The 21147-nt window shown below is 52.9% G+C and carries 20 protein-coding genes; 13 read left to right on the forward strand and 7 right to left on the reverse strand.

What is annotated here, in order from left to right:
• Positions 1 to 30: 30 nt before the first annotated feature.
• From yigF to yigI, 4 genes are read right to left on the reverse strand one after another with little or no spacing between them, the layout of a single operon-like run.
• Complete coding sequence (yigF, locus tag J4728_RS21550) at positions 31 to 411, reverse strand: inner membrane protein YigF (RefSeq protein ID WP_000356594.1); 381 nt, start codon at positions 409 to 411, stop codon at positions 31 to 33.
• A gap of 15 nt (positions 412 to 426) precedes the next feature.
• Positions 427 to 885, reverse strand: a complete 459-nt coding sequence (locus J4728_RS21555) for a membrane protein (protein WP_001538085.1) — start codon at positions 883 to 885, stop codon at positions 427 to 429.
• A gap of 34 nt (positions 886 to 919) precedes the next feature.
• Complete coding sequence (gene rarD / locus J4728_RS21560) at positions 920 to 1804, reverse strand: EamA family transporter RarD (RefSeq protein ID WP_208212377.1); 885 nt, start codon at positions 1802 to 1804, stop codon at positions 920 to 922.
• Between the two features lie 43 nt (positions 1805 to 1847).
• Positions 1848 to 2315, reverse strand: coding sequence for an acyl-CoA thioesterase YigI (gene yigI, locus J4728_RS21565; protein WP_001277136.1), 468 nt, complete (start codon positions 2313 to 2315; stop codon positions 1848 to 1850).
• A gap of 164 nt (positions 2316 to 2479) precedes the next feature.
• On the opposite strand from yigI, the gene pldA reads away from it, so the two are divergent.
• From pldA to rhtC, 3 genes are all read left to right on the forward strand, one after another.
• The gene (gene pldA / locus J4728_RS21570) at positions 2480 to 3349 is read left to right on the forward strand and encodes a phospholipase A (RefSeq protein ID WP_001201692.1); all 870 of its coding nucleotides are present in this window, start codon (positions 2480 to 2482) and stop codon (positions 3347 to 3349) included.
• 83 nt (positions 3350 to 3432) lie between these two features.
• Complete coding sequence (recQ, locus tag J4728_RS21575) at positions 3433 to 5262, forward strand: ATP-dependent DNA helicase RecQ (RefSeq protein WP_001533487.1); 1830 nt, start codon at positions 3433 to 3435, stop codon at positions 5260 to 5262.
• Between the two features lie 63 nt (positions 5263 to 5325).
• Positions 5326 to 5946 (forward strand): threonine export protein RhtC, encoded by a 621-nt coding sequence (rhtC, locus tag J4728_RS21580; RefSeq protein ID WP_000928814.1) that lies wholly within the window; start codon positions 5326 to 5328, stop codon positions 5944 to 5946.
• A gap of 39 nt (positions 5947 to 5985) precedes the next feature.
• On the opposite strand, the gene rhtB is transcribed toward rhtC, so the two are convergent.
• A complete protein-coding gene (gene rhtB, locus J4728_RS21585) occupies positions 5986 to 6606 on the reverse strand; it encodes a homoserine/homoserine lactone efflux protein (RefSeq protein ID WP_000142523.1) in 621 nt (206 codons plus the stop codon).
• A 110-nt stretch (positions 6607 to 6716) separates the two neighbouring features.
• On the opposite strand from rhtB, the gene pldB reads away from it, so the two are divergent.
• The 3 genes from pldB (at position 6717) to J4728_RS21600 (ending at position 9529) form a co-directional block, all read left to right on the forward strand.
• The gene (gene pldB, locus J4728_RS21590) at positions 6717 to 7733 is read left to right on the forward strand and encodes a lysophospholipase L2 (protein ID WP_000487685.1); all 1017 of its coding nucleotides are present in this window, start codon (positions 6717 to 6719) and stop codon (positions 7731 to 7733) included.
• A gap of 15 nt (positions 7734 to 7748) precedes the next feature.
• Positions 7749 to 8549: a sugar/pyridoxal phosphate phosphatase YigL gene (gene yigL / locus J4728_RS21595; protein WP_000285338.1), complete on the forward strand. Its 801-nt coding sequence runs from the start codon at positions 7749 to 7751 to the stop codon at positions 8547 to 8549.
• A gap of 80 nt (positions 8550 to 8629) precedes the next feature.
• Positions 8630 to 9529, forward strand: a complete 900-nt coding sequence (locus J4728_RS21600) for a carboxylate/amino acid/amine transporter (protein WP_001196254.1) — start codon at positions 8630 to 8632, stop codon at positions 9527 to 9529.
• Here the strand turns inward: J4728_RS21600 and metR are convergent.
• The gene (gene metR, locus J4728_RS21605) at positions 9417 to 10370 is read right to left on the reverse strand and encodes an HTH-type transcriptional regulator MetR (protein ID WP_000569786.1); all 954 of its coding nucleotides are present in this window, start codon (positions 10368 to 10370) and stop codon (positions 9417 to 9419) included. The two genes, J4728_RS21600 and metR, sit on opposite strands and share 113 nt — an antisense overlap.
• Positions 10371 to 10618: 248 nt before the next feature.
• Here metR and metE point away from each other — a divergent pair, with 248 nt between their 5' ends.
• Both metE and J4728_RS21615 read left to right on the forward strand, forming a co-directional pair.
• Positions 10619 to 12883, forward strand: coding sequence for a 5-methyltetrahydropteroyltriglutamate--homocysteine S-methyltransferase (gene metE / locus J4728_RS21610; RefSeq protein ID WP_000154181.1), 2265 nt, complete (start codon positions 10619 to 10621; stop codon positions 12881 to 12883).
• Positions 12884 to 13217: 334 nt separating this feature from the next.
• On the forward strand, positions 13218 to 14561 hold the full coding sequence (locus J4728_RS21615; protein WP_000017941.1) for an anaerobic sulfatase maturase: 1344 nt from the start codon (positions 13218 to 13220) through the stop codon (positions 14559 to 14561).
• 79 nt (positions 14562 to 14640) lie between these two features.
• On the opposite strand, the gene J4728_RS21620 is transcribed toward J4728_RS21615, so the two are convergent.
• A complete protein-coding gene (locus J4728_RS21620; protein ID WP_208212379.1) occupies positions 14641 to 15453 on the reverse strand; it encodes a dienelactone hydrolase family protein in 813 nt (270 codons plus the stop codon).
• 258 nt (positions 15454 to 15711) lie between these two features.
• On the opposite strand from J4728_RS21620, the gene udp reads away from it, so the two are divergent.
• The 5 genes from udp (at position 15712) to ubiB (ending at position 21146) form a co-directional block, all read left to right on the forward strand.
• The gene (udp, locus tag J4728_RS21625; protein ID WP_000045169.1) at positions 15712 to 16473 is read left to right on the forward strand and encodes a uridine phosphorylase; all 762 of its coding nucleotides are present in this window, start codon (positions 15712 to 15714) and stop codon (positions 16471 to 16473) included.
• A 139-nt stretch (positions 16474 to 16612) separates the two neighbouring features.
• A complete protein-coding gene (gene rmuC, locus J4728_RS21630) occupies positions 16613 to 18043 on the forward strand; it encodes a DNA recombination protein RmuC (RefSeq protein WP_000355562.1) in 1431 nt (476 codons plus the stop codon).
• Between the two features lie 95 nt (positions 18044 to 18138).
• Positions 18139 to 18894 carry a bifunctional demethylmenaquinone methyltransferase/2-methoxy-6-polyprenyl-1,4-benzoquinol methylase UbiE gene (gene ubiE, locus J4728_RS21635; protein WP_000229009.1) on the forward strand — a complete coding sequence of 252 codons (756 nt, stop codon included), beginning with the start codon at positions 18139 to 18141 and terminating at the stop codon, positions 18892 to 18894.
• A 9-nt stretch (positions 18895 to 18903) separates the two neighbouring features.
• Positions 18904 to 19509, forward strand: coding sequence for a ubiquinone biosynthesis protein UbiJ (gene ubiJ / locus J4728_RS21640; protein WP_001116090.1), 606 nt, complete (start codon positions 18904 to 18906; stop codon positions 19507 to 19509).
• Entirely contained in the window at positions 19506 to 21146 is a 1641-nt protein-coding gene (gene ubiB / locus J4728_RS21645; RefSeq protein ID WP_208212381.1) for a ubiquinone biosynthesis regulatory protein kinase UbiB, read from the forward strand. Before ubiJ ends, ubiB begins: the two co-directional genes overlap by 4 nt.
• The last annotated feature ends 1 nt before the right edge of the window (position 21147 follow it).

Here is a 21147-nt window from a genome sequence, read left to right on the forward strand (position 1 = left end):
ATTCAGCTGCGGCTGAACCACCCTGAAAAGTTACAGGCTCCAGGTATTGATACCTTTAACCTCTTTTTCATAGAACCACTTATTTGTATTGACGCCGACATAAGCTGCGACAACAAGTCCAAGTATGTTAACGCCGATTAATGCTCCAATAAATATTGCAACGATCCCTAATAAAATAACTATAATTGCTTTTTTCCACAGACCCAGTACAAACAAATAAATCCATGAGAAGAAAAAGGCAATAAAGTTTATTTGAATAGTCAACCGTTGTCGGGGCTTTAATGCTTTAAATGCCTGTTTATATTCTGGGCTTACTTTCCAAAATCCAGGGAAACCATGTTGATCGTAAAATGAAAAACGGTATTTCCATTTTTCAGATAGCGAACCATCATTAATATAATCCTTGTCCATGTAAACTCCATTAAATTACTTGTTGAGTGAATTCGAATCCGGGGGGGCCAGAAGTAGCAGAGAAAAGGTTGCAAAATACCAGATTAGAAAAAGAGGCATACCAAAGCCATCGCAAGCGAAATCTTCAGCAACCATTATCACGAAGGAGGCAATATAGATTACAAGCGTACCCCATACATAGAATTTTATATATTCAAAGCCACTGTCTCTGAATCGCTGACAGTTTAAATTAATGACGAGATAATGTAGTAAAATTGTGAATAAAATTGCCAGTATCACAAAGCTTAAATGTAATAAAACCCCAACCAAAATGGAAAATATTATATTTATTAGCGCGAATGATAATAAATAACGACATCTGGAAACACATCTCTCAGATGAAGGAATAAAAACACTTAACATTAATTTCACATCCATATGTTGGGTTACGTCGTTAGCATGACAATATGCTACCCCCCTTACAAGGGGAGGCATATTTTTTCAGATTATATTTAGAATAATAGTCGCGTTATTTTTTACGCTGCGTATAAATCGCATCCATCACGAAAATCGCCAGCGCGACCCATATAAACGCAAATGTCACCATCTTATCCGCGCCCGGCACTTCGCCATAAAACGTCACCGCCAGTAAAAACATCAGCGTTGGGCCGATATACTGGAAAAAGCCCAGTGTAGAAAGACGCAGACGCATAGCCGCTCCGGTAAAGCACAGCAGCGGAATCGTAGTGACCACACCCGCCGCCATTAACAGCAAGTTCAACGATAGTGCGTTTTGCCCCATATGGCTGGTGGCGCTATCGGCGATGCCAAACAGATAAATCGCGGCGACCGGCAACAGCCATAGCGTTTCGACCAGCATACCCGTCTGCGCTTCAACGGCGATCTTCTTACGCACCAGGCCGTAAAACGCAAAACTAAACGCCAGCCCCAGCGCGATAATCGGCAGCGAGCCAAAGGTCCAGAGTTGCACCAGCACGCCGCACACCGCCAGAATCACCGCCAGCCACTGCATTCGACGGAAGCGTTCGCCAAGAAAAATCATCCCCAGCAAGATGTTAACCAGCGGATTAATGAAATAACCCAGGCTGGCCTCCAGCATATGGTGATTATTTACCGCCCAAATGAACAATAGCCAGTTACCGCCGACCAGTACGGCGGACAGGGCCAGCAGGAAAATCTTCTTTGGCGTTTTCAGTAAGCGCTTAACCTGTCGCCACTGCCGGCTGACGCTAAGCAGCACCACCATAAAGAAAAATGACCAAATCACGCGGTGCGTCAGGATCTCATCTGCGGGAACGTAATAGATCAGCTTGAAATACGCGGGGGCGATCCCCCAAATAAAATAGGCGGCAAGAGCGAGTAATACGCCCTGCCGTGTTTGTTTTGCGTCCATCCGGAAAACTCGTATCTGAAGTGTAACAACAGTTTACCTGCTTTTATCCCACCATATAAGTAGCGGTGGCGCTGGCGATGTACAGCTGATCTTCATTGTGTAATTCCACGCGGGCGACGGCCACTTTATTCCCTGCGCGCAGCAGGCTACTGGTGGCCGTAAAGCGGTTGCCTCTGCCCGGACGCAGGTAATCGACGCGCAGGTCAATCGTTCCCATCCGCGACAGGCGCTGGCGTAGTTCATCTTCGCTGATGGTTTCGTGGCGAGTTAGCGTGCTGCCGACGCATACCAGTCCGGCGGCGACATCCAGCGCAGAGGCGATCACGCCGCCGTGTAAAATGCTTTGCGCCCAGTTGCCGACCATCATCGGCTGGTTGTTGAAGGCCAGTTGGGCGAACGCTTTTTCATAGCGTTCCAGCTCCAGCCCTAACGCCCGATTAAACGGCATGTGGTAGACAAACATTTCACCCACTAATTTCAGAGCTTGTTCAGCGGTAAGTACAGCGGACATAGATTCCTGACACCTCATTGGTTAATGAAATGTTGATATTATGCTTCTTAATTGTTGTTTTCTACTTTAAGAAGGGATAACTAACGGCTATGTGTGTAAATATGTAAAAATGGTTGGCAGAGAATGATTCAAGCTGAAAATACTTCGTCAGGAGAACGTCAAGAATGCGGGCGATTTTGAGAGGGTTGTTGCCAGCCACGCTACTGCCATTAGCGGCATATGCACAAGAAGCTACGATAAAAGAGGTTCATGATGCGCCTGCAGTACGGGGAAGTATCATCGCTAACATGCTACAGGAGCATGATAACCCTTTTACGCTTTACCCTTATGACACGAACTACTTGATCTACACGAACACCAGCGATCTGAACAAAGAGGCCATAAGTACCTACAACTGGTCTGAAAACGCACGTAAAGATGAAGTGAAATTTCAGTTGAGCCTGGCGTTTCCGCTGTGGCGCGGAATACTGGGGCCGAACTCGGTACTGGGCGCTTCCTATACGCAGAAATCCTGGTGGCAGCTTTCCAACAGTAAAGAGTCTTCGCCGTTTCGCGAAACCAACTACGAACCGCAGCTTTTTCTTGGTTTTGCTACCGATTATCGCTTTGCCGGCTGGACGCTGCGCGACGTAGAGATGGGCTACAACCATGACTCTAACGGACGTTCGGACCCCACCTCGCGTAGCTGGAACCGTCTGTATACCCGTCTGATGGCCGAAAACGGTAACTGGCTGGTAGAGGTCAAACCGTGGTACGTGATTGGCAGTACCGATGATAATCCGGACATCACCAAATATATGGGTTATTACCAGCTTAAAATCGGTTATCACCTGGGCGAGGCGGTATTAAGCGCCAAAGGCCAGTACAACTGGAATACAGGCTACGGCGGCGCGGAAGTTGGATTAAGCTATCCGGTCACTAAACATGTCCGGCTTTATACCCAGGTGTACAGCGGCTATGGCGAATCGCTGATCGACTATAATTTTAATCAGACACGTGTCGGCGTCGGCGTGATGCTTAACGATATCTTCTGATTGGATTGTGTTTTAAACATTGCAGTTTCTCTCGCAGGCGCTGAAAATAGCGCCTGTTTTGATTTATGGTGAACGGGGTTAATGTGGCGCAGGCGGAAGTGTTGAATCTGGAATCAGGGGCCAAACAGGTTTTGCAGGAAACCTTTGGCTACCAACAGTTTCGCCCGGGTCAGGAAGCGATTATTGATACTGCGCTCTCCGGTCGCGACTGTCTGGTCGTCATGCCCACCGGCGGCGGCAAATCTCTGTGCTATCAAATCCCCGCGTTGTTGCTGGACGGATTGACCGTCGTCGTTTCGCCCCTGATCTCGTTGATGAAAGACCAGGTCGATCAGCTACTGGCGAACGGGGTGGCGGCGGCCTGTCTGAACTCCACTCAAAGCCGCGAGCAGCAGCTTGAGGTGATGGCGGGGTGCCGTACCGGACAGATTCGTCTGCTGTATATTGCGCCGGAACGCCTGATGCTGGACAACTTTCTTGATCATCTGGCGCACTGGAATCCGGTATTGCTGGCGGTGGATGAAGCGCACTGTATCTCGCAATGGGGGCATGATTTCCGTCCGGAATATGCGGCTCTCGGTCAGCTTCGCCAGCGTTTTCCCGCTTTGCCGTTTATGGCATTGACCGCCACCGCCGACGACACCACGCGCCAGGATATTATTCGTCTGCTTGGGCTTAACGATCCGTTAATCCAGATCAGTAGCTTTGACCGACCGAATATCCGCTACATGCTGATGGAGAAGTTTAAGCCGCTCGACCAGCTAATGCGCTATGTTCAGGAGCAACGCGGCAAATCGGGTATCATCTACTGTAACAGTCGGGCGAAAGTGGAAGATACCGCTGCGCGCTTGCAAAGTCGCGGCATTAGCGCGGCGGCCTATCATGCGGGGCTGGAAAACGCTATTCGCGCCGATGTGCAGGAAAAATTTCAGCGCGACGATCTGCAAATCGTGGTGGCGACCGTCGCTTTTGGAATGGGCATAAACAAACCTAACGTACGTTTCGTTGTGCATTTCGATATCCCGCGCAATATTGAATCCTACTATCAGGAAACGGGCCGCGCCGGGCGCGACGGACTGCCTGCGGAAGCCATGCTATTTTACGATCCGGCTGATATGGCCTGGCTACGTCGTTGTCTGGAAGAGAAACCAGCCGGACAGCTTCAGGATATTGAACGGCATAAACTGAATGCGATGGGCGCTTTTGCCGAAGCGCAAACCTGCCGTCGCCTGGTATTGCTTAATTACTTTGGCGAAGGCCGACAAGAACCGTGCGGCAACTGCGATATCTGTCTCGATCCGCCCAAACAATATGATGGCTTAAACGATGCCCAGATTGCGCTTTCTACCATTGGTCGGGTTAACCAGCGTTTTGGCATGGGCTACGTTGTCGAGGTGATCCGCGGCGCGAATAACCAACGCATCCGCGATTTCGGTCATGACAAACTCAAGGTTTATGGCATGGGACGCGAAAAGAGCCATGAGCACTGGGTGAGCGTGATTCGCCAGCTCATTCATCTGGGGCTGGTAATGCAAAATATTGCGCAGCACTCCGCATTACAGTTGACGGATGCCGCGCGTCCGGTACTCCGTGGAGACGTTCCGCTAAAGCTTGCGGTGCCGCGCATCGTCGCCCTCAAACCCCGCGTGATGCAGAAATCGTTCGGCGGTAATTACGATCGCAAATTGTTCGCTAAGTTGCGCAAGCTGCGTAAAGCTATCGCTGATGAAGAGAATATCCCGCCGTATGTGGTCTTTAACGACGCCACGTTGATAGAAATGGCGGAACAGATGCCGGTTTCCGCCAGCGAGATGTTAAGCGTTAACGGGGTTGGGATGCGCAAACTGGAGCGCTTCGGGAAAGAATTTATGGCGCTCATCCGCGCGCATGTCGATGGTGATGACGAAGAGTAGTCAGCCCGGCAAAAAAGTGCCAGGATGGTGACTCACTGAACTATTTCCCCGCGAGCCATTTTTATGTTGATGCTATTTTTCACCGTGGCAATGGTGCACATCGTTGCGCTAATGAGCCCCGGCCCCGACTTTTTCTTCGTGTCTCAAACTGCTGTCAGCCGTTCGCGTAAAGAAGCGATGATGGGCGTACTGGGCATTACCTGCGGCGTGATGGTATGGGCGGGCGTGGCGCTGCTTGGCCTGCATCTCATCATCGAAAAAATGGCCTGGCTGCATACGATCATTATGGTAGGCGGCGGCCTGTACCTGTGCTGGATGGGCTATCAGATGCTGCGCGGCGCGCTGAAAAAACAGGATGCGGCGGCGTCTTCTCCGCACATTGAACTGGCGCAGAGCGGGCGCAGTTTTCTCAAAGGGCTGTTGACCAATCTGTCGAATCCTAAAGCGATTATCTATTTTGGTTCCGTTTTTTCACTGTTTGTCGGCGATAACGTCGGCGCTGCGGCGCGCTGGGGTATTTTCGCGTTAATCACCCTGGAAACGCTGGCCTGGTTTACCGTAGTCGCCAGCCTGTTCGCGCTGCCGAAAATGCGCCGCGGCTATCAGCGTCTGGCGAAATGGATTGATGGCTTTGCCGGCGCTTTGTTTGCGGGCTTTGGTATTCACCTGATTATTTCGCGCTAATTTACCTCCGGGCCGGATAAACATCATCCGGCACGACTATCACGCGTGTCTTGCCGACGCCAGGAGCGCGCCTACCAGCATAAACAACGAACCAAACGCTTTATTCAGCGCCTTCATCTGCTTTGGTCCTTTAATCCAGGCGGCAATGCGCTGCGCCAGTGTGGCGTAACCGGTCATCACAATCATATCCACCACAATCGTGGTGACGCCGAGAATGAGGTACTGCGCCAGTTGCGGTTGCTGCGGCATGATGAATTGCGGAAACAGGGCGGCAAGAAAGACAATACTTTTGGGATTGGTTAGATTGACAAATATCGCCCGTTTGAACAGCCGACCCCGCGATTGCGTCTGGGCGAGAGTATGCAGATCGATAGCGCCTGCGGCGCGCCATTGCTGGATACCCAGCCAGATAAGATAAGCCGCGCCAGCCCATTTCAGAATTTCAAAAGCGAGGAGCGAGCGCGAAAAGAGCGTACCCAGTCCGACGCCCACCAGTACGATATGTATCCCCAGTCCGGTCTGGAGTCCGGCGATAGAAGCCGCTGCGCCACGATATCCATGGTTGATAGACGTCGTCATGGTATTGATGGCGCCTGAACCCGGAGAAAGACTCAGCAGAGTTGAGGTCAGTAGATAGGCGAACCACCATTCAAAGGTCATGCGAAACTCCCTGGTTGTCTGTTTTTGTGCCACAATACGCTACTGCCGCTGTGTTGTGTCAGGCACGACGCAAAAAACGATTTTACCTGGTAAACGAGGCCGAAAACCCGATGTTTCAGCAGCAAAATGACTGGGAAACAAGAGAAAATGCGTTTGCCGCTTTTGCTATGGGGCCGCTGACCGATTTCTGGCGTCAGCGGGAAGAGGCGGAGTTTATCGGCGTGGGTAACATTCCGGTGCGCTTTGTCCGTTTTCGGAATGATTCTAACGATCGGACGATCGTCATTTGTCCTGGCCGCATTGAGAGTTATGTAAAATACGCTGAACTGGCGTATGACCTTTTTCATCTCGGTTTTGATATCTTCATCATCGACCACCGTGGTCAAGGGCGCTCCGGGCGGATGTTATCGGACCCGCATCGGGGTCACGTTGATCATTTTAACGATTATGTTGAGGACTTAGCGGCGTTCTGGCAGCAGGAAATTGAGCCGGGGCCGTGGCGTAAGCGTTATATCCTGGCGCACTCAATGGGGGGCGCGATAGCCACCCTGTTCCTGCAACGCCATCGTGTGCGGTGCGACGCTATTGCGCTCACCGCGCCGATGTTTGGTATTGTGATACGCTTGCCTTCCTTTATGGTGCGCCATATTCTCGACTGGGCCGAGGGGCACCAGCGTATCCGTGAAGATTACGCTATTGGTACCGGTCAGTGGCGGGCGTTGCCGTTTGGGATGAATGCGCTGACCCACAGCCGCCAGCGTTATCAGCGCAACTTACGATTTTATGCCGACGAGCCGCAGCTGCGCGTTGGCGGCCCCACCTGGCATTGGGTACGCGAAGGCATTCTGGCGGGTGAGCAGGTTCTGGCTGGGGCGAGCGATGACACGACGCCTACGCTACTGATTCAGGCGGAAGAAGAGCGGGTAGTGGATAACCGCACCCACGATCGTTTTTGTGAAATTCGCGCCGCGGCGGGATACCCTTGTGAAGGGGGAAAACCGCTGGTTATCAAAGGCGCGTACCATGAGATCCTTTTTGAAAAGGACGCCATGCGCTCAGTCGCGCTTAACGCCATTGTTGAATTTTTCAACAAGCCTAATTTATCCAGCGGAAATCGCTTTGCTTAGAGGTTAAATTTTATTATGTATCAGGTTGTTGCGTCTGATTTAGATGGCACGCTGCTCTCCCCCGACCATACGTTGTCCCCTTATGCCAAAGAGACTCTGAAGCTGTTGACCGCACGCGGCATCCATTTTGTCTTTGCCACTGGTCGTCATCATGTCGATGTAGGGCAAATCCGCGATAATCTTGAAATCAAGTCTTACATGATCACCTCCAACGGCGCGCGAGTGCACGATACCGACGGGAATTTGGTTTTTACGCATAATCTGGACAGCGACATTGCCAGCGACCTGTTCGGCGTGGTGAATGCGAACCCGGACATCGTGACTAACGTTTATCGCGACGACGAATGGTTTATGAATCGTCATCGCCCCGATGAAATGCGTTTTTTCAAAGAGGCGGTATTTAACTATTCGCTGTTTGAGCCTGCGCTGCTGGAGCCGGAGGGCGTCAGCAAAGTGTTTTTCACCAGCGACACTCATGAAAAGTTGTTGCCGCTGGAGCAGGCGATTAACGCGCGCTGGGGCGATCGGGTAAACGTGAGCTTCTCCACGCTAACCTGTCTGGAAGTGATGGCGGGCGGAGTGTCGAAAGGTCATGCGCTGGAAGCGGTCGCTCAGGCGATGGGGTACAGCCTGAAAGAGTGTATCGCCTTTGGCGACGGAATGAACGACGCTGAAATGCTCACGATGGCGGGCAAAGGCTGCATCATGGGCAATGCGCACCAGCGTCTGAAAGACCTGTATCCCGAACTTGAGGTGATCGGCATCAACGCGGATAACGCCGTGCCGCATTACCTGCGCGATCTTTTCTTACGCTGATGTGATTGTTTGTTAGTTGACCAGTTGTCAACTTCACTCTCCGCTACAATGGGTGTTCCCTGTTTTAAGAGACATCCATTGTGGCGCTACTCATCATTACCACTATCCTGTGGGCTTTCTCCTTTAGTCTATTTGGCGAGTATCTTGCCGGGCATGTCGATAGCTATTTCGCGGTGCTGATACGCGTTGGGCTGGCGGCGCTCGTTTTTCTGCCGTTTTTGCGTTCTCGCGGGCACAACCTAAAAACCATCAGCCTGTATATGCTGGTGGGGGCGATGCAGCTTGGCATCATGTATATGTTGAGCTTCCATGCTTACCTCTATCTGACCGTATCCGAACTGCTGCTGTTTACCGTTCTGACGCCGCTCTATATCACGCTGATTTACGATGTGATGAGTCAGCGTCGTTTGCGCTGGGGCTATGCATTTAGCGCGTTGCTGGCGGTGATTGGCGCCGGGATTATTCGCTACGATCGCGTGACCGACCATTTTTGGGTCGGTTTGCTCCTGGTGCAGCTTTCTAATATCAGTTTCGCTATCGGAATGGTGGGGTATAAACGTCTGATGGAGACCCGTCCCATGCCGCAGCACAACGCCTTTGCGTGGTTCTATCTGGGAGCGTTTTTGGTGGCGGCGGTGGCGTGGTCGCTGTTGGGGAACGCGCAAAAGCTGCCGGAAACCACGCTGCAATGGAGCATTCTGGTGTTTCTCGGCGTGGTGGCGTCCGGCATTGGCTACTTTATGTGGAACTATGGCGCTACCCAGGTAGACGCCGGGACGCTGGGTATCATGAATAATATGCATGTTCCCGCAGGACTGCTGGTTAATCTTGCCATCTGGCATCAGCAGCCCCACTGGCCAAGCTTTATTACAGGCGCGGCTGTGATCCTGGCTTCGCTGTGGGTGCATCGAAAATGGGTCGCTCCGCGCTCCGCACAAACGGCAGATGATCGCAGGCGTGATCCCGCGTCGAGCGAATAAACGCCTCGGTCACCGCCTGACGCTGATCGCCGTCGCGCACGGCGGCATACAGGCGGCTCCACAGACCATCACCCAGGGTTTTGGTCACCACCAGACCCTGGCGCTCAACGCTTTCCACCACCCAGTGCGGCAGGGCGGCAATACCCATTCTGGCCGCCACCATCTGAATCAGCAGTAGCGTATTATCCACGCTTTTCAGCAGCGGACTGATACCCGCCGGTTGCAGGAAATGTCGCCAGACATCCAGTCGGCTGCGCTGCACCGGGTAAATCAACAGCGTTTCGCTGGCTAAATCTTCCGGCGTAATCTGCGTTTTGCTGGCCAGCGGATGGTCGGGCGCCAGCACCAGTCGGACTTCAAAATCAAACATCGGCGAATAATGCAGCCCGCTGCGCGGCAAAATATCCGACGTCATCACCAAATCCAGCTCGCCTTGTTGCAAGGCCGGTTGCGGATCAAAAGTGACGCCGGATGTGAAATCCATTTCTACCTGCGGCCAGCTTGCACGGAAGTTTTCCAGCGCCGGGGTCAGCCACTGAATACAGCTATGACATTCAATAGCGATGCGCAGACGAGTTTGCTGCGGTTCGTTGCACGCCTGCAGCGCACGGCTGATTTGCGGCAGCACCTGGTTTGCCAGTTGCAGCAGAACTTCCCCCTGCGGCGTAAAGCGCAGCGGCTGGCTTTTACGCACGAACAGGCGGAAGCCAAGGCGTTGTTCCAGATCGCTGAACTGATGAGACAGAGCGGATTGGGTCTGGTGCAGCACCGCCGCCGCGGCAGCCAGCGATCCACTATTCCGCAATGCCTGGAGTGTTTTCAGATGTTTAATTTCGATCATGAAAGTCCTTCACTTCGCCATGAACAAATTGCGCTTGAGGAATATACAGTACCTTTACATTATGGATGTGTAAACATCCAGACGTCTAAAACTCGTCATATTTCGACTTGCAGATGCGTTGGCTTCCTTGCTTACCCCAGTCACTTACTTCAGTAAGCTCCTGGGGATGCGCTGTGTCGCCGCCTTCCTGCAAGCCGAACTATTTAGAGTTTTACTTTCAGATTCAATAAAATAAGAGAGGAAGTAAAATGACAATATTGACTCATACCCTCGGTTTTCCTCGCGTTGGCCTGCGTCGCGAGTTGAAAAAAGCGCAAGAGAGCTACTGGGCGGGGAACTCAACGCGTGAAGCGTTACTGGCGGTGGGGCGCGAACTGCGCGCGCGTCACTGGGAGCAGCAGAAACAAGCGGGTATTGACCTGTTACCGGTAGGCGACTTTGCCTGGTACGACCATGTTCTGACCACCAGCCTGCTGTTAGGCAATGTGCCGGCTCGTCATCAGAACAACGACGGTTCCGTGGACATCGACACTCTGTTCCGCATTGGCCGCGGTCGCGCGCCAACCGGCGAACCGGCGGCGGCAGCGGAAATGACCAAATGGTTTAATACTAACTATCACTACATAGTACCGGAGTTCAGCAAAGGCCAGCAGTTCAGACTCACCTGGACACAGTTGCTGGAGGAAGTGGACGAAGCGCTGGCGCTGGGGCATAAGATCAAACCCGTACTGCTGGGGCCTGTCACGTATCTGTGGCTGGGTAAAGTGAAAGGCGAGCCGTTTGACCGCCTGACGTTGCTGAAAGACATTTTGCCGGTGTATCAGCACGTGCTGGCTGAACTGGCAAAACGTGGTATTGAGTGGGTCCAAATTGATGAGCCAGCGCTGGTGCTGGAACTGCCGCAGGCGTGGCTGGATGCCTTCAAACCGGCTTACGACGCGCTCGCCGGCCAGGTGAAGCTGTTGCTGACGACCTATTTTGAAGGCGTGACGCCAAACCTGGACACTATTATCGCGCTACCGGTACAGGGGCTACATGTTGACCTCATTCATGGCAAAGATGATGTAGCGGAACTGCATCAACGTCTGCCGGTCGACTGGCTGCTTTCCGCAGGCTTGATTAACGGGCGTAATGTCTGGCGCGCCGATTTGACCGAAAAATACGCGCAGATTAACGCCCTTGTGGGCAAACGCGCGCTGTGGGTAGCATCCTCCTGCTCTTTGCTGCACAGCCCGATCGATCTCAGCGTCGAAACGCGTCTGGATACGGAAGTAAAAAGCTGGTTTGCCTTTGCGCTGCAAAAATGCGGTGAACTGGCGTTGCTGCGCGATGCGCTGAACAGCGGCGAAACGGCGGCGCTTGAGGAATGGAGCGCACCGATTCAGGCTCGTCGTCACTCCCGTCGCGTACATAATGCCGCGGTAGAAAAACGCCTGGCGGCGATCACCGCGCAGGACAGCCAGCGTGAGAATCCGTATGAGGTGCGCGCTGAAGCGCAACGCGCCCGCTTTAAACTACCCGCCTGGCCGACGACGACTATCGGTTCGTTTCCGCAAACCACGGAAATTCGCGGTCTGCGTCTGGACTTCAAAAAGGGCAACCTCGACGCGAATAACTACCGCACCGGCATCGCCGAACATATCAAACAGGCTATCATCGAGCAGGAGCGTTTAGGGCTGGATGTGCTGGTACACGGCGAAGCCGAGCGAAACGACATGGTGGAATACTTCGGCGAGCATCTGGACGGCTTCGTCTTTACCCAGAATGGTTGGGTGCAAAGCTATGGCTCCCGCTGTGTGAAACCGCCGGTAGTGATTGGCGATATCAGCCGTCCGGCACCGATTACCGTGGAGTGGGCGAAATATGCCCAGTCGCTGACCGACAAGCCGGTAAAAGGGATGTTGACCGGCCCGGTGACTATTCTTTGCTGGTCATTCCCCCGCGAAGACGTGACCCGCGAAACGATTGCGAAACAGATTGCGCTGGCGCTGCGTGATGAAGTCGCGGATCTGGAGGCGGCGGGGATCGGGATTATTCAGATCGACGAACCGGCGCTGCGCGAAGGTCTACCACTGCGTCGCAGCGACTGGGACGCCTATCTGGAATGGGGTGTGGAAGCCTTCCGCATCAACGCGGCGGTGGCGAAAGATGAAACCCAGATCCACACCCACATGTGTTACTGCGAGTTCAACGACATTATGGATTCGATCGCCGCGCTGGACGCGGATGTGATCACCATTGAGACCTCCCGCTCGGATATGGAGTTGCTGGAGTCGTTTGAAGCGTTCGACTACCCGAACGAAATCGGGCCGGGCGTGTACGATATTCACTCGCCGAACGTGCCGAGCGTCGAGTGGATTGAAGCCCTGCTGAAGAAGGCGGCACAGCGTATACCGGCACAACGCCTGTGGGTGAATCCGGACTGCGGTCTGAAAACTCGCGGTTGGCCTGAAACCCGCGCGGCGTTAGCGAACATGGTCAAAGCGGCGCACAATCTGCGTCAGGCGAAATAACCCATCCTGACCGCTGCGTTTATCCGGCAGCAATGCGGCGCTACCCTTTGACGGGTAGCGCCCGTGCCTGACCTGATTAACAGCGCCTCTTTCTTCTCATTTCCCTTTTTCTTATTTTCCGCGCTGTCTTTTTCAGGATCTGGCTATTTGGCGATCTTGATAATAAAAAGGTTCTCCGTATGAATGACAACCAGGCGGATAGCGTCCCTGGAAGCAGCGCGGCGGATTTTATTGCCTCGCAGATCGTTTTTCCTGTCATGATCGCCCAGCGCTCTCATAGCACAAAACGAGGTTTTCCATTCTGTTATGTTCCCTGGCGACGATAAACGTCGCATTGTCTCATGGCGCTGGTGAACCTTATTTTTTAACGGAGATGTCTGACATGGCGGTAGCAGGTTGTCACGTAATGGCCAAACCCGGCGGCGCGATCTGCAATATTGATTGCACATATTGCTTCTATCTTGAAAAAGAGGCGCTGTACCCGGAACGCAATAAAAACTGGCGGATGTCGGACGAGACGCTGGAACAATTTATACGCCAGCATATTGCCGCGCAGAGTGGCGACCGCATTGACTTTGCCTGGCAGGGCGGCGAACCGACCATGATGGGACTACCGTTTTTCCGTCGGGTTGTCGCATTATGTGAAAAGTACGGCGATGGGCGAAAAATCACTCATGCGTTGCAGACGAACGGCATCCTGGTGAATGACGAGTGGGCGCGCTTTTTCGCTGAACAGCATTTTCTCATCGGTCTCTCTATCGACGGCCCGGCGTCGTTACACAACCACTATCGGCTTAATCGCGCTGGAAAAGGAACTCATGAACAGGTCGTCGCAGCAATGGCGCGGCTTAAAGCGCACCATGTCGACTTTAATACCTTAACCGTCGTGGGAAAACATAACGTCGGTCATGCAGCAGACGTCTACGAATTTCTTCTGGCGGCGGGATCGCGTTTTATTCAGTTTATCCCGCTGGTAGAGCGAATGAGCACCGATAACTCATCGGTACTTAATCTGGTGATGCCCGGCGAAAGCGCGGCAAAGCTGGCGCCATGGACGGTACCGTCGTGGCAATATGGCGAATTTCTCAACCAGATCTTTGATATCTGGGTTCGTCGCGACGTAGACCGCGTCTATGTGCAGATGTTTGACGTGGCGTTAGCCGCCTGGACGGCGCAACAGCCGGTACTGTGTGTACATTCCGAGACTTGTGGACATGCCTTCGCGTTGGAGTCGAACGGCGATCTCTACAACTGCGACCACTTTGTCTACCCGGAGCATCTGCTGGGGAATATCCACCAGCACAGCATCAAAACCTTAAATAATAGCGAGCGGGCTATTGCCTTTGGTGAGGCCAAGCGGGAGACCCTGACCGCCGATTGTCGTCGCTGTGACTACCGCTTTGCGTGTCATGGCGGCTGTCCGAAGCATCGCTTTGCCGTCTCGCCGTCCGGTCATCCTGCGCATAATTACTTGTGTGCGGGCTATAAACATTTTTTCCAGCACGTTACGCCGTATATGAATGTCTGGCGGGAGCTGCTGGCGCAAGGCTATCCGATGGCATCGATCATGCGCTGGCTGGCGCAGGACGCGCGTAAAGACACAGGAGCCGTCAGTCGTAACCATCTCTGTCCCTGCGGCAGCGGCAAAAAATATAAAAAATGCTGTGGTAAAGCATAGCTAACGTGGCGATGACGCTTTGTTGAGCCTACACCGACTCTGGTCTCGTAGGCCCAACAAACATCGTAATGCGCTGTGGTTAGCCTTTTTTCCCACCGTACTGCGCGAACCATTCCAGCATTCTTTGCCAGCCGTCTTTCGCCGAGGCTTCGTGGTAGCCCGGACGATAATCGGCATTAAACGCGTGCCCTGCATCGGGATAGACCACGATTTCCGCCTTCGCATTAGCGGCGCGTAGCGCCTGACGCATGGTTTCCATGCTCTCCTGTGGAATACTGGTATCCTGCCCGCCGTATAAACCCAGTACCGGCGCGTTAAGATCGGTGGCGATATCAACGGGATGCTTCGGCGAATTGAGTGACGTGTCGCCCACCAGCTTGCCGTACCACGCTACCGCCGCTTTTAACTGTGGGTTGTGCGCGGCGTACAGCCAGGTAATCCGGCCTCCCCAACAAAAACCGGTGATCATCAGCCGATGCGCATCCCCGCCGTTGCGCGAAGCCCAACTGGCGACGTGATCCAGGTCGGCAAGGACTTGCGAATCGGGTACTTTAGCCACCAGCCCGCTCAATAATGTGGGTATATCGGCGAAATCATTGGGGTCGCCTTCGCGGAAATAGAGCTCCGGCGCGATAGCGAGATAGCCTTCCAGCGCCAGTCGTCGGCAAATATCGCGAATGTGTTCATGTACGCCAAAAATTTCCTGTACCACAATGACCACAGGCAGCGCGCCGTCGCTCGCTTTTGGTCTGGCGTAATAGGCTGGCATATCGTCGCCCTGAGAGGGAATCGACGTTATCCCCGCGCTAATGGCCCCATCAGGCGTATGAATCATCGTAGGGGCAAGTGGGGAAGCTGCAGGTGCAAAGCCGGATGGATGTGTCGTTGTCATGGTATTCTCCGTACCCTTAAAAAATAGCGCAATCTTAACTATAGACAGTGTGTAACAAACCACATTGCCTTAAAGCGGCTATCTTTTGTGCAATGCCTGGCGATATTGATTATTTATTGTGATGTGCATCACTTTTTAATGGTAATCGAGTGCAATTGTTTTACGCCATAGTGATGGCTGTCACGAAAATATCTTTATGCCTTAGGTAAAGTGTCTTTTTGCTTCTTCTGACAAACCCGATTCACAGAGGAGTTTTATATGTCCAAGTCTGATGTTTTTCATCTCGGCCTCACCAAAAACGATTTACAAGGGGCCCAGCTCGCCATCGTCCCTGGCGATCCTGAGCGTGTGGAAAAGATCGCCGCGCTGATGGATAAGCCGGTTAAGCTGGCATCTCACCGCGAATTCACCTCCTGGCGCGCTGAGCTGGATGGCAAAGCAGTTATCGTTTGCTCTACCGGTATCGGCGGCCCGTCTACCTCTATTGCCGTGGAAGAACTGGCGCAACTGGGTATTCGTACCTTCTTGCGTATCGGCACCACGGGGGCTATTCAGCCGCACATTAACGTCGGCGACGTTCTGGTAACGACCGCATCCGTTCGTCTGGATGGGGCGAGCCTGCATTTTGCGCCGATGGAATTCCCGGCGGTTGCCGACTTTGCCTGCACCACTGCGCTGGTTGAAGCCGCGAAATCGATTGGCGCCACGACTCACGTTGGCGTAACCGCCTCTTCCGACACTTTCTATCCGGGTCAGGAACGTTACGACACCTATTCTGGCCGCGTTGTGCGTCGCTTCAAAGGTTCTATGGAAGAGTGGCAGGCGATGGGCGTGATGAACTACGAAATGGAATCCGCTACGCTGTTAACCATGTGCGCAAGCCAGGGGTTACGCGCAGGTATGGTGGCGGGCGTTATCGTCAACCGTACCCAACAAGAGATTCCGAATGCGGAAACGATGAAACAAACTGAAAGCCACGCGGTGAAAATCGTCGTGGAAGCGGCCCGTCGTCTGCTGTAATTCTCCTCTCTTTTGCAAAGGCCGACGCGTTCGGCCTTTTCTTTTTGCGTGGCGCCTCGCAGGAAATCCCTTTTAAACTGGACGTTTATACAGCACAATTCTATTTTGTGCAGGACAGTGTGGTTCCAGGAGAGGTGTTGTGGATATTACTCTTATGATAAGCGCCGTCGTGGCGCTGGCGGCTGGGGCGGTGATTGGCTGGCTGGCGACGAAAGCGCACGCCGATCAAATCCGCGCCGATCTTATCGAAGAACGGCGTGAGCTGGATATCGAACTTAGCGCGGCCCGGCAGCAATTAGCGCAAGAAGCGCACTGGCGCAGTGAATGCGAGTTACTTAATAACGAACTGCGCAGCCTGCACAGTATTAATACCTCTCTGGAAGCCGATCTGCGTGAAGTCACGACCCGTCTGGAAGCGACTCAACAACACGCGGAAGACAAAATCCGTCAGATGATCAACAGCGAACAGCGTTTAAGCGAGCAGTTTGAAAATCTGGCGAACCGTATCTTTGAACACAGTAATCGTCGCGTAGACGAACAAAACCGACAAAGCCTGAATAGCCTGCTGACGCCGCTGCGTGAGCAACTGGACGGTTTTCGCCGCCAGGTTCAGGAGAGTTTTGGCAAAGAAGCGCAGGAACGGCATACGCTGGCGCACGAAATTCGTAATTTGCAGCAGCTTAACGCGCAAATGGCGCAGGAAGCGATCAACCTGACGCGCGCCCTGAAAGGGGACAATAAGGCGCAAGGAAACTGGGGCGAAGTTGTGCTGGCGCGGGTGCTGGAGGCATCCGGACTGCGTGAAGGCTACGAATACGAAACCCAGGTCAGTATTGAGAACGATGCGCGCTCGCGGATGCAGCCGGATGTCATCGTCCGCTTGCCGCAGGGCAAAGATGTGGTCATCGACGCTAAAATGACGTTGGTCGCCTACGAGCGTTACTTTAACGCTGAAGATGACTACACGCGCGAGGCCGCTTTACAAGAGCACATCGCCTCGGTGCGCAATCATATTCGCTTACTGGGGCGCAAAGACTATCAGCAGCTTCCCGGCCTCCGCTCGCTGGACTATGTTCTGATGTTTATCCCCGTAGAACCCGCTTTCCTGCTGGCGTTAGATAAACAGCCCGAACTGATAACCGAGGCGCTGAAAAATAACATTATGCTGGTAAGCCCCACGACGCTGCTGGTGGCGTTACGGACAATCGCCAACCTGTGGCGCTATGAACACCAGAGCCGCAATGCGCAGCACATCGCAGACAGAGCCAGTAAGCTCTACGATAAAATGCGGTTGTTCGTTGATGATATGTCAGCGATCGGTCAGAGTCTGGATAAAGCGCAGGATAACTACCGCCAGGCGATGAAAAAACTTGCGTCGGGGCGTGGCAACGTTTTGGCGCAGGCGGAGGCCTTCCGGGGGCTAGGCGTGGAAATCAAACGCGAGATTAATCCGGATTTAGCGGAACAGGCCGTTACGCAAGATGAAGAATATCGTTTACGATCGATCCCTGAAGGGCGGCAGGATGAACATTATCCCAATGATGAACGGGTGAAGCAGCAGTTAAGTTAACCCATACGGAGTAGTTTAGTCCTGGCGCAGAGTAGGGCAAATTGGCCCAATCTGTTACACTTCTTGAACATTTTTATCGATAAGCAGGCACTGAGATGGTGGAAGATTCACAAGAAACGACGCACTTTGGCTTTCAGACCGTCGCTAAAGAGCAGAAAGCTGACATGGTGGCCCACGTTTTTCATTCTGTGGCGTCAAAGTACGATGTGATGAATGACTTAATGTCATTTGGCATTCATCGTTTGTGGAAGCGCTTCACCATTGATTGCAGTGGCGTGCGTCGTGGACAAACCGTTCTCGATTTAGCGGGTGGTACGGGCGATCTTACCGCGAAATTTTCACGTATGGTCGGGGAAACTGGCAAAGTTATCCTGGCGGATATTAATGATTCCATGCTCAAAATGGGGCGTGAGAAGCTGCGTAATATCGGCGTGATCGGCAATGTAGAGTATGTGCAGGCGAATGCCGAAGCTCTGCCTTTCCCTGATAATACGTTTGATTGCATTACCATTTCGTTTGGTTTGCGCAATGTAACGGAAAAAGAAAAAGCGCTGCGGTCAATGTTCCGTGTGTTGAAACCCGGCGGACGTTTACTGGTGCTTGAATTTTCCAAGCCTATCATTGAGCCGCTGAGTAAAGCGTATGACGCCTATTCTTTCCATATTTTACCGCGTATTGGCTCGATGGTCGCGAACGATGCGGATAGCTATCGGTATCTCGCGGAATCCATCCGTATGCATCCCGATCAGGATACCTTAAAAGCCATGATGCAGGACGCCGGATTTGAGAGCGTGGATTATTACAATCTGACGGCGGGCGTTGTGGCATTGCACCGTGGTTATAAATTCTAGGAGGGTGGAATGCCTTTTAAACCCTTAGTGACCGCAGGAATTGAAGGTCTCCTCAATACGTTTCTGTATCGTTCACCAGCGCTGAAATCAGCCAGAACGCGCTTACAGGGAAAAGTACTGTGTGTGAAACTAAAGGGATTTTCGACGCCATTAGTCCTGGTATTCAGCGAACGCCAGGTTGATGTGCTGGGGGCATGGGAAGGCGAAGCGGACTGTACGGTAATCACTCAAGCTAGCGTTTTGCCAAAACTACGCGATCGTCAGCAGTTGGCCGCGCTTATTCGCAGCGGCGAACTGGAAGTGCAGGGCGATATTCAGGTCGTGCAAAATTTTGTGGCGCTCGCCGATCTCGCCGAATTCGATCCTGCGGAGCTGTTGGCGCCATACACGGGTGATATTGCGGCGGAAAGTATCGGTAAGGCCGTGCGTGGCGGGGCTAAATTCCTGCGCCACGGGTTTCAACGCCAGCAGCGTTATGCCGCTGAAGCGATCACTGAAGAGTGGCGTATGGCGCCTGGCCCGCTGGAAGTCGCATGGTTTGCCGAAGAAACCGCGGCTGTTGAGCGCGCCGTAGATTCTCTGACCACACGGCTGGAAAAACTGGAGGCCAAATGACGCCAGGTGAAGTACGGCGCCTATATTTCATCATCCGCACGTTTTTAAGCTACGGCCTTGATGAACTCATCCCCCGAATGCGTCTTACACTGCCACTCCGATTATGGCGCTATTCGCTGTTCTGGATGCCAAACCGGCATAAAGATAAATTGCTGGGTGAACGATTAAGACTGGCGTTGCAAGAGCTGGGACCGGTCTGGATCAAATTTGGTCAGATGCTCTCCACGCGCCGTGACCTGTTCCCGCCGCAAATCGCCGATCAGCTCGCTTTGCTCCAGGATAAAGTCGCGCCATTCGATGGTCGGCTGGCGAAAGCCCAGATTGAAGAGGCGATGGGGGGGCTACCAGTCGAAGCCTGGTTTGACGACTTTGATATCCAGCCTTTAGCGTCGGCGTCAATCGCCCAGGTACATACCGCGCGATTGAAATCAAACGGTAAAGAAGTGGTTATTAAGGTCATTCGCCCGGATATTTTGCCGGTAATTCAGGCAGACCTGAAACTGATTTATCGCCTTGCTCGCTGGGTACCACGCCTGTTGCCGGATGGGCGTCGTCTGCGCCCGACGGAAGTGGTGCGTGAGTATGAGAAAACGCTGATCGATGAGCTGAATCTGCTGCGGGAATCGGCCAACGCGATTCAGTTACGCCGCAATTTTGAAAATAGTCCCATGCTGTATATCCCGGAGGTGTACTCCGATTACTGTAGCCAGAACATGATGGTGATGGAGCGGATATACGGCATTCCGGTTTCGGATGTGGCGGCGCTGGAAAAGAACGGCACCAACATGAAACTGCTGGCGGAACGCGGGGTTAAAGTTTTCTTCACCCAGGTTTTCCGCGACAGCTTTTTCCATGCGGACATGCATCCGGGAAATATTTTTGTCAGCCATGAACACCCTGAAAATCCGCAATATATCGGCATTGACTGCGGTATCGTCGGGTCGCTAAACAAAGAAGATAAGCGTTATCTGGCTGAAAACTTTATCGCGTTTTTTAATCGCGATTACCGAAAGGTGGCGGAGCTGCATGTCGATTCAGGCTGGGTTCCGCCAGATACCAACGTTGAAGATTTTGAGTTTGCCATCCGCACCGTCTGTGAACCTATCTTTGAAAAGCCGCTCGCGGAAATCTCGTTTGGTCATGTGTTGTTAAACCTTTTCAATACAGCGCGTCGATTTAACATGGAAGTCCAGCCGCAACTGGTGTTGTTGCAGAAAACATTATTGTATGTTGAAGGGGTTGGGCGGCAACTTTATCCTCAGCTTGATTTGTGGAAAACGGCGAAGCCGTTTCTTGAGTCCTGGATCAAAGATCAGGTGGGTATTCCGGCTCTCACGCGGGCTCTTAAAGAAAAAGCGCCGTTCTGGGTCGAAAAAGTGCCAGAAATACCTGAACTGGTGTACGACAGTTTGCGCCAGGGCAAATATTTACAGCACAGTGTTGATAAGATTGCGCGCGAGTTACAGGTAAACCATGTGCGCCAAAGTCAGTCTCGTTATTTATTGGGAATTGGCGCAACGCTGTTACTGAGCGGGTCATTCTTACTCGTCAACCGCCCTGAATGGGGATTGATGCCTGGCTGGCTCATGGTCGGCGGCGTAGTTGTCTGGCTGGTTGGCTGGCGTAAAACTCGTTGAG

The organism is Salmonella sp. 32070601201500089SM (assembly GCF_017573605.1).
GTDB lineage: Bacteria > Pseudomonadota > Gammaproteobacteria > Enterobacterales > Enterobacteriaceae > Salmonella > Salmonella enterica.

What these genes read in the sequence shown, in the direction of transcription:
- yigF (WP_000356594.1), bottom strand. Translation starts at nt 411, where the DNA reads ATGGACAAGGATTATATTAATGATGGTTCGCTATCTGAAAAATGGAAA.
- J4728_RS21555 (WP_001538085.1), bottom strand. Translation starts at nt 885, where the DNA reads ATGCCTCCCCTTGTAAGGGGGGTAGCATATTGTCATGCTAACGACGTA.
- rarD (WP_208212377.1), bottom strand. Translation starts at nt 1,804, where the DNA reads ATGGACGCAAAACAAACACGGCAGGGCGTATTACTCGCTCTTGCCGCC.
- yigI (WP_001277136.1), bottom strand. Translation starts at nt 2,315, where the DNA reads ATGTCCGCTGTACTTACCGCTGAACAAGCTCTGAAATTAGTGGGTGAA.
- pldA (WP_001201692.1), top strand. Translation starts at nt 2,480, where the DNA reads ATGCGGGCGATTTTGAGAGGGTTGTTGCCAGCCACGCTACTGCCATTA.
- rhtC (WP_000928814.1), top strand. Translation starts at nt 5,326, where the DNA reads ATGTTGATGCTATTTTTCACCGTGGCAATGGTGCACATCGTTGCGCTA.
- rhtB (WP_000142523.1), bottom strand. Translation starts at nt 6,606, where the DNA reads ATGACCTTTGAATGGTGGTTCGCCTATCTACTGACCTCAACTCTGCTG.
- pldB (WP_000487685.1), top strand. Translation starts at nt 6,717, where the DNA reads ATGTTTCAGCAGCAAAATGACTGGGAAACAAGAGAAAATGCGTTTGCC.
- yigL (WP_000285338.1), top strand. Translation starts at nt 7,749, where the DNA reads ATGTATCAGGTTGTTGCGTCTGATTTAGATGGCACGCTGCTCTCCCCC.
- metR (WP_000569786.1), bottom strand. Translation starts at nt 10,370, where the DNA reads ATGATCGAAATTAAACATCTGAAAACACTCCAGGCATTGCGGAATAGT.
- metE (WP_000154181.1), top strand. Translation starts at nt 10,619, where the DNA reads ATGACAATATTGACTCATACCCTCGGTTTTCCTCGCGTTGGCCTGCGT.
- J4728_RS21620 (WP_208212379.1), bottom strand. Translation starts at nt 15,453, where the DNA reads ATGACAACGACACATCCATCCGGCTTTGCACCTGCAGCTTCCCCACTT.
- udp (WP_000045169.1), top strand. Translation starts at nt 15,712, where the DNA reads ATGTCCAAGTCTGATGTTTTTCATCTCGGCCTCACCAAAAACGATTTA.
- ubiE (WP_000229009.1), top strand. Translation starts at nt 18,139, where the DNA reads ATGGTGGAAGATTCACAAGAAACGACGCACTTTGGCTTTCAGACCGTC.
- ubiJ (WP_001116090.1), top strand. Translation starts at nt 18,904, where the DNA reads ATGCCTTTTAAACCCTTAGTGACCGCAGGAATTGAAGGTCTCCTCAAT.
- ubiB (WP_208212381.1), top strand. Translation starts at nt 19,506, where the DNA reads ATGACGCCAGGTGAAGTACGGCGCCTATATTTCATCATCCGCACGTTT.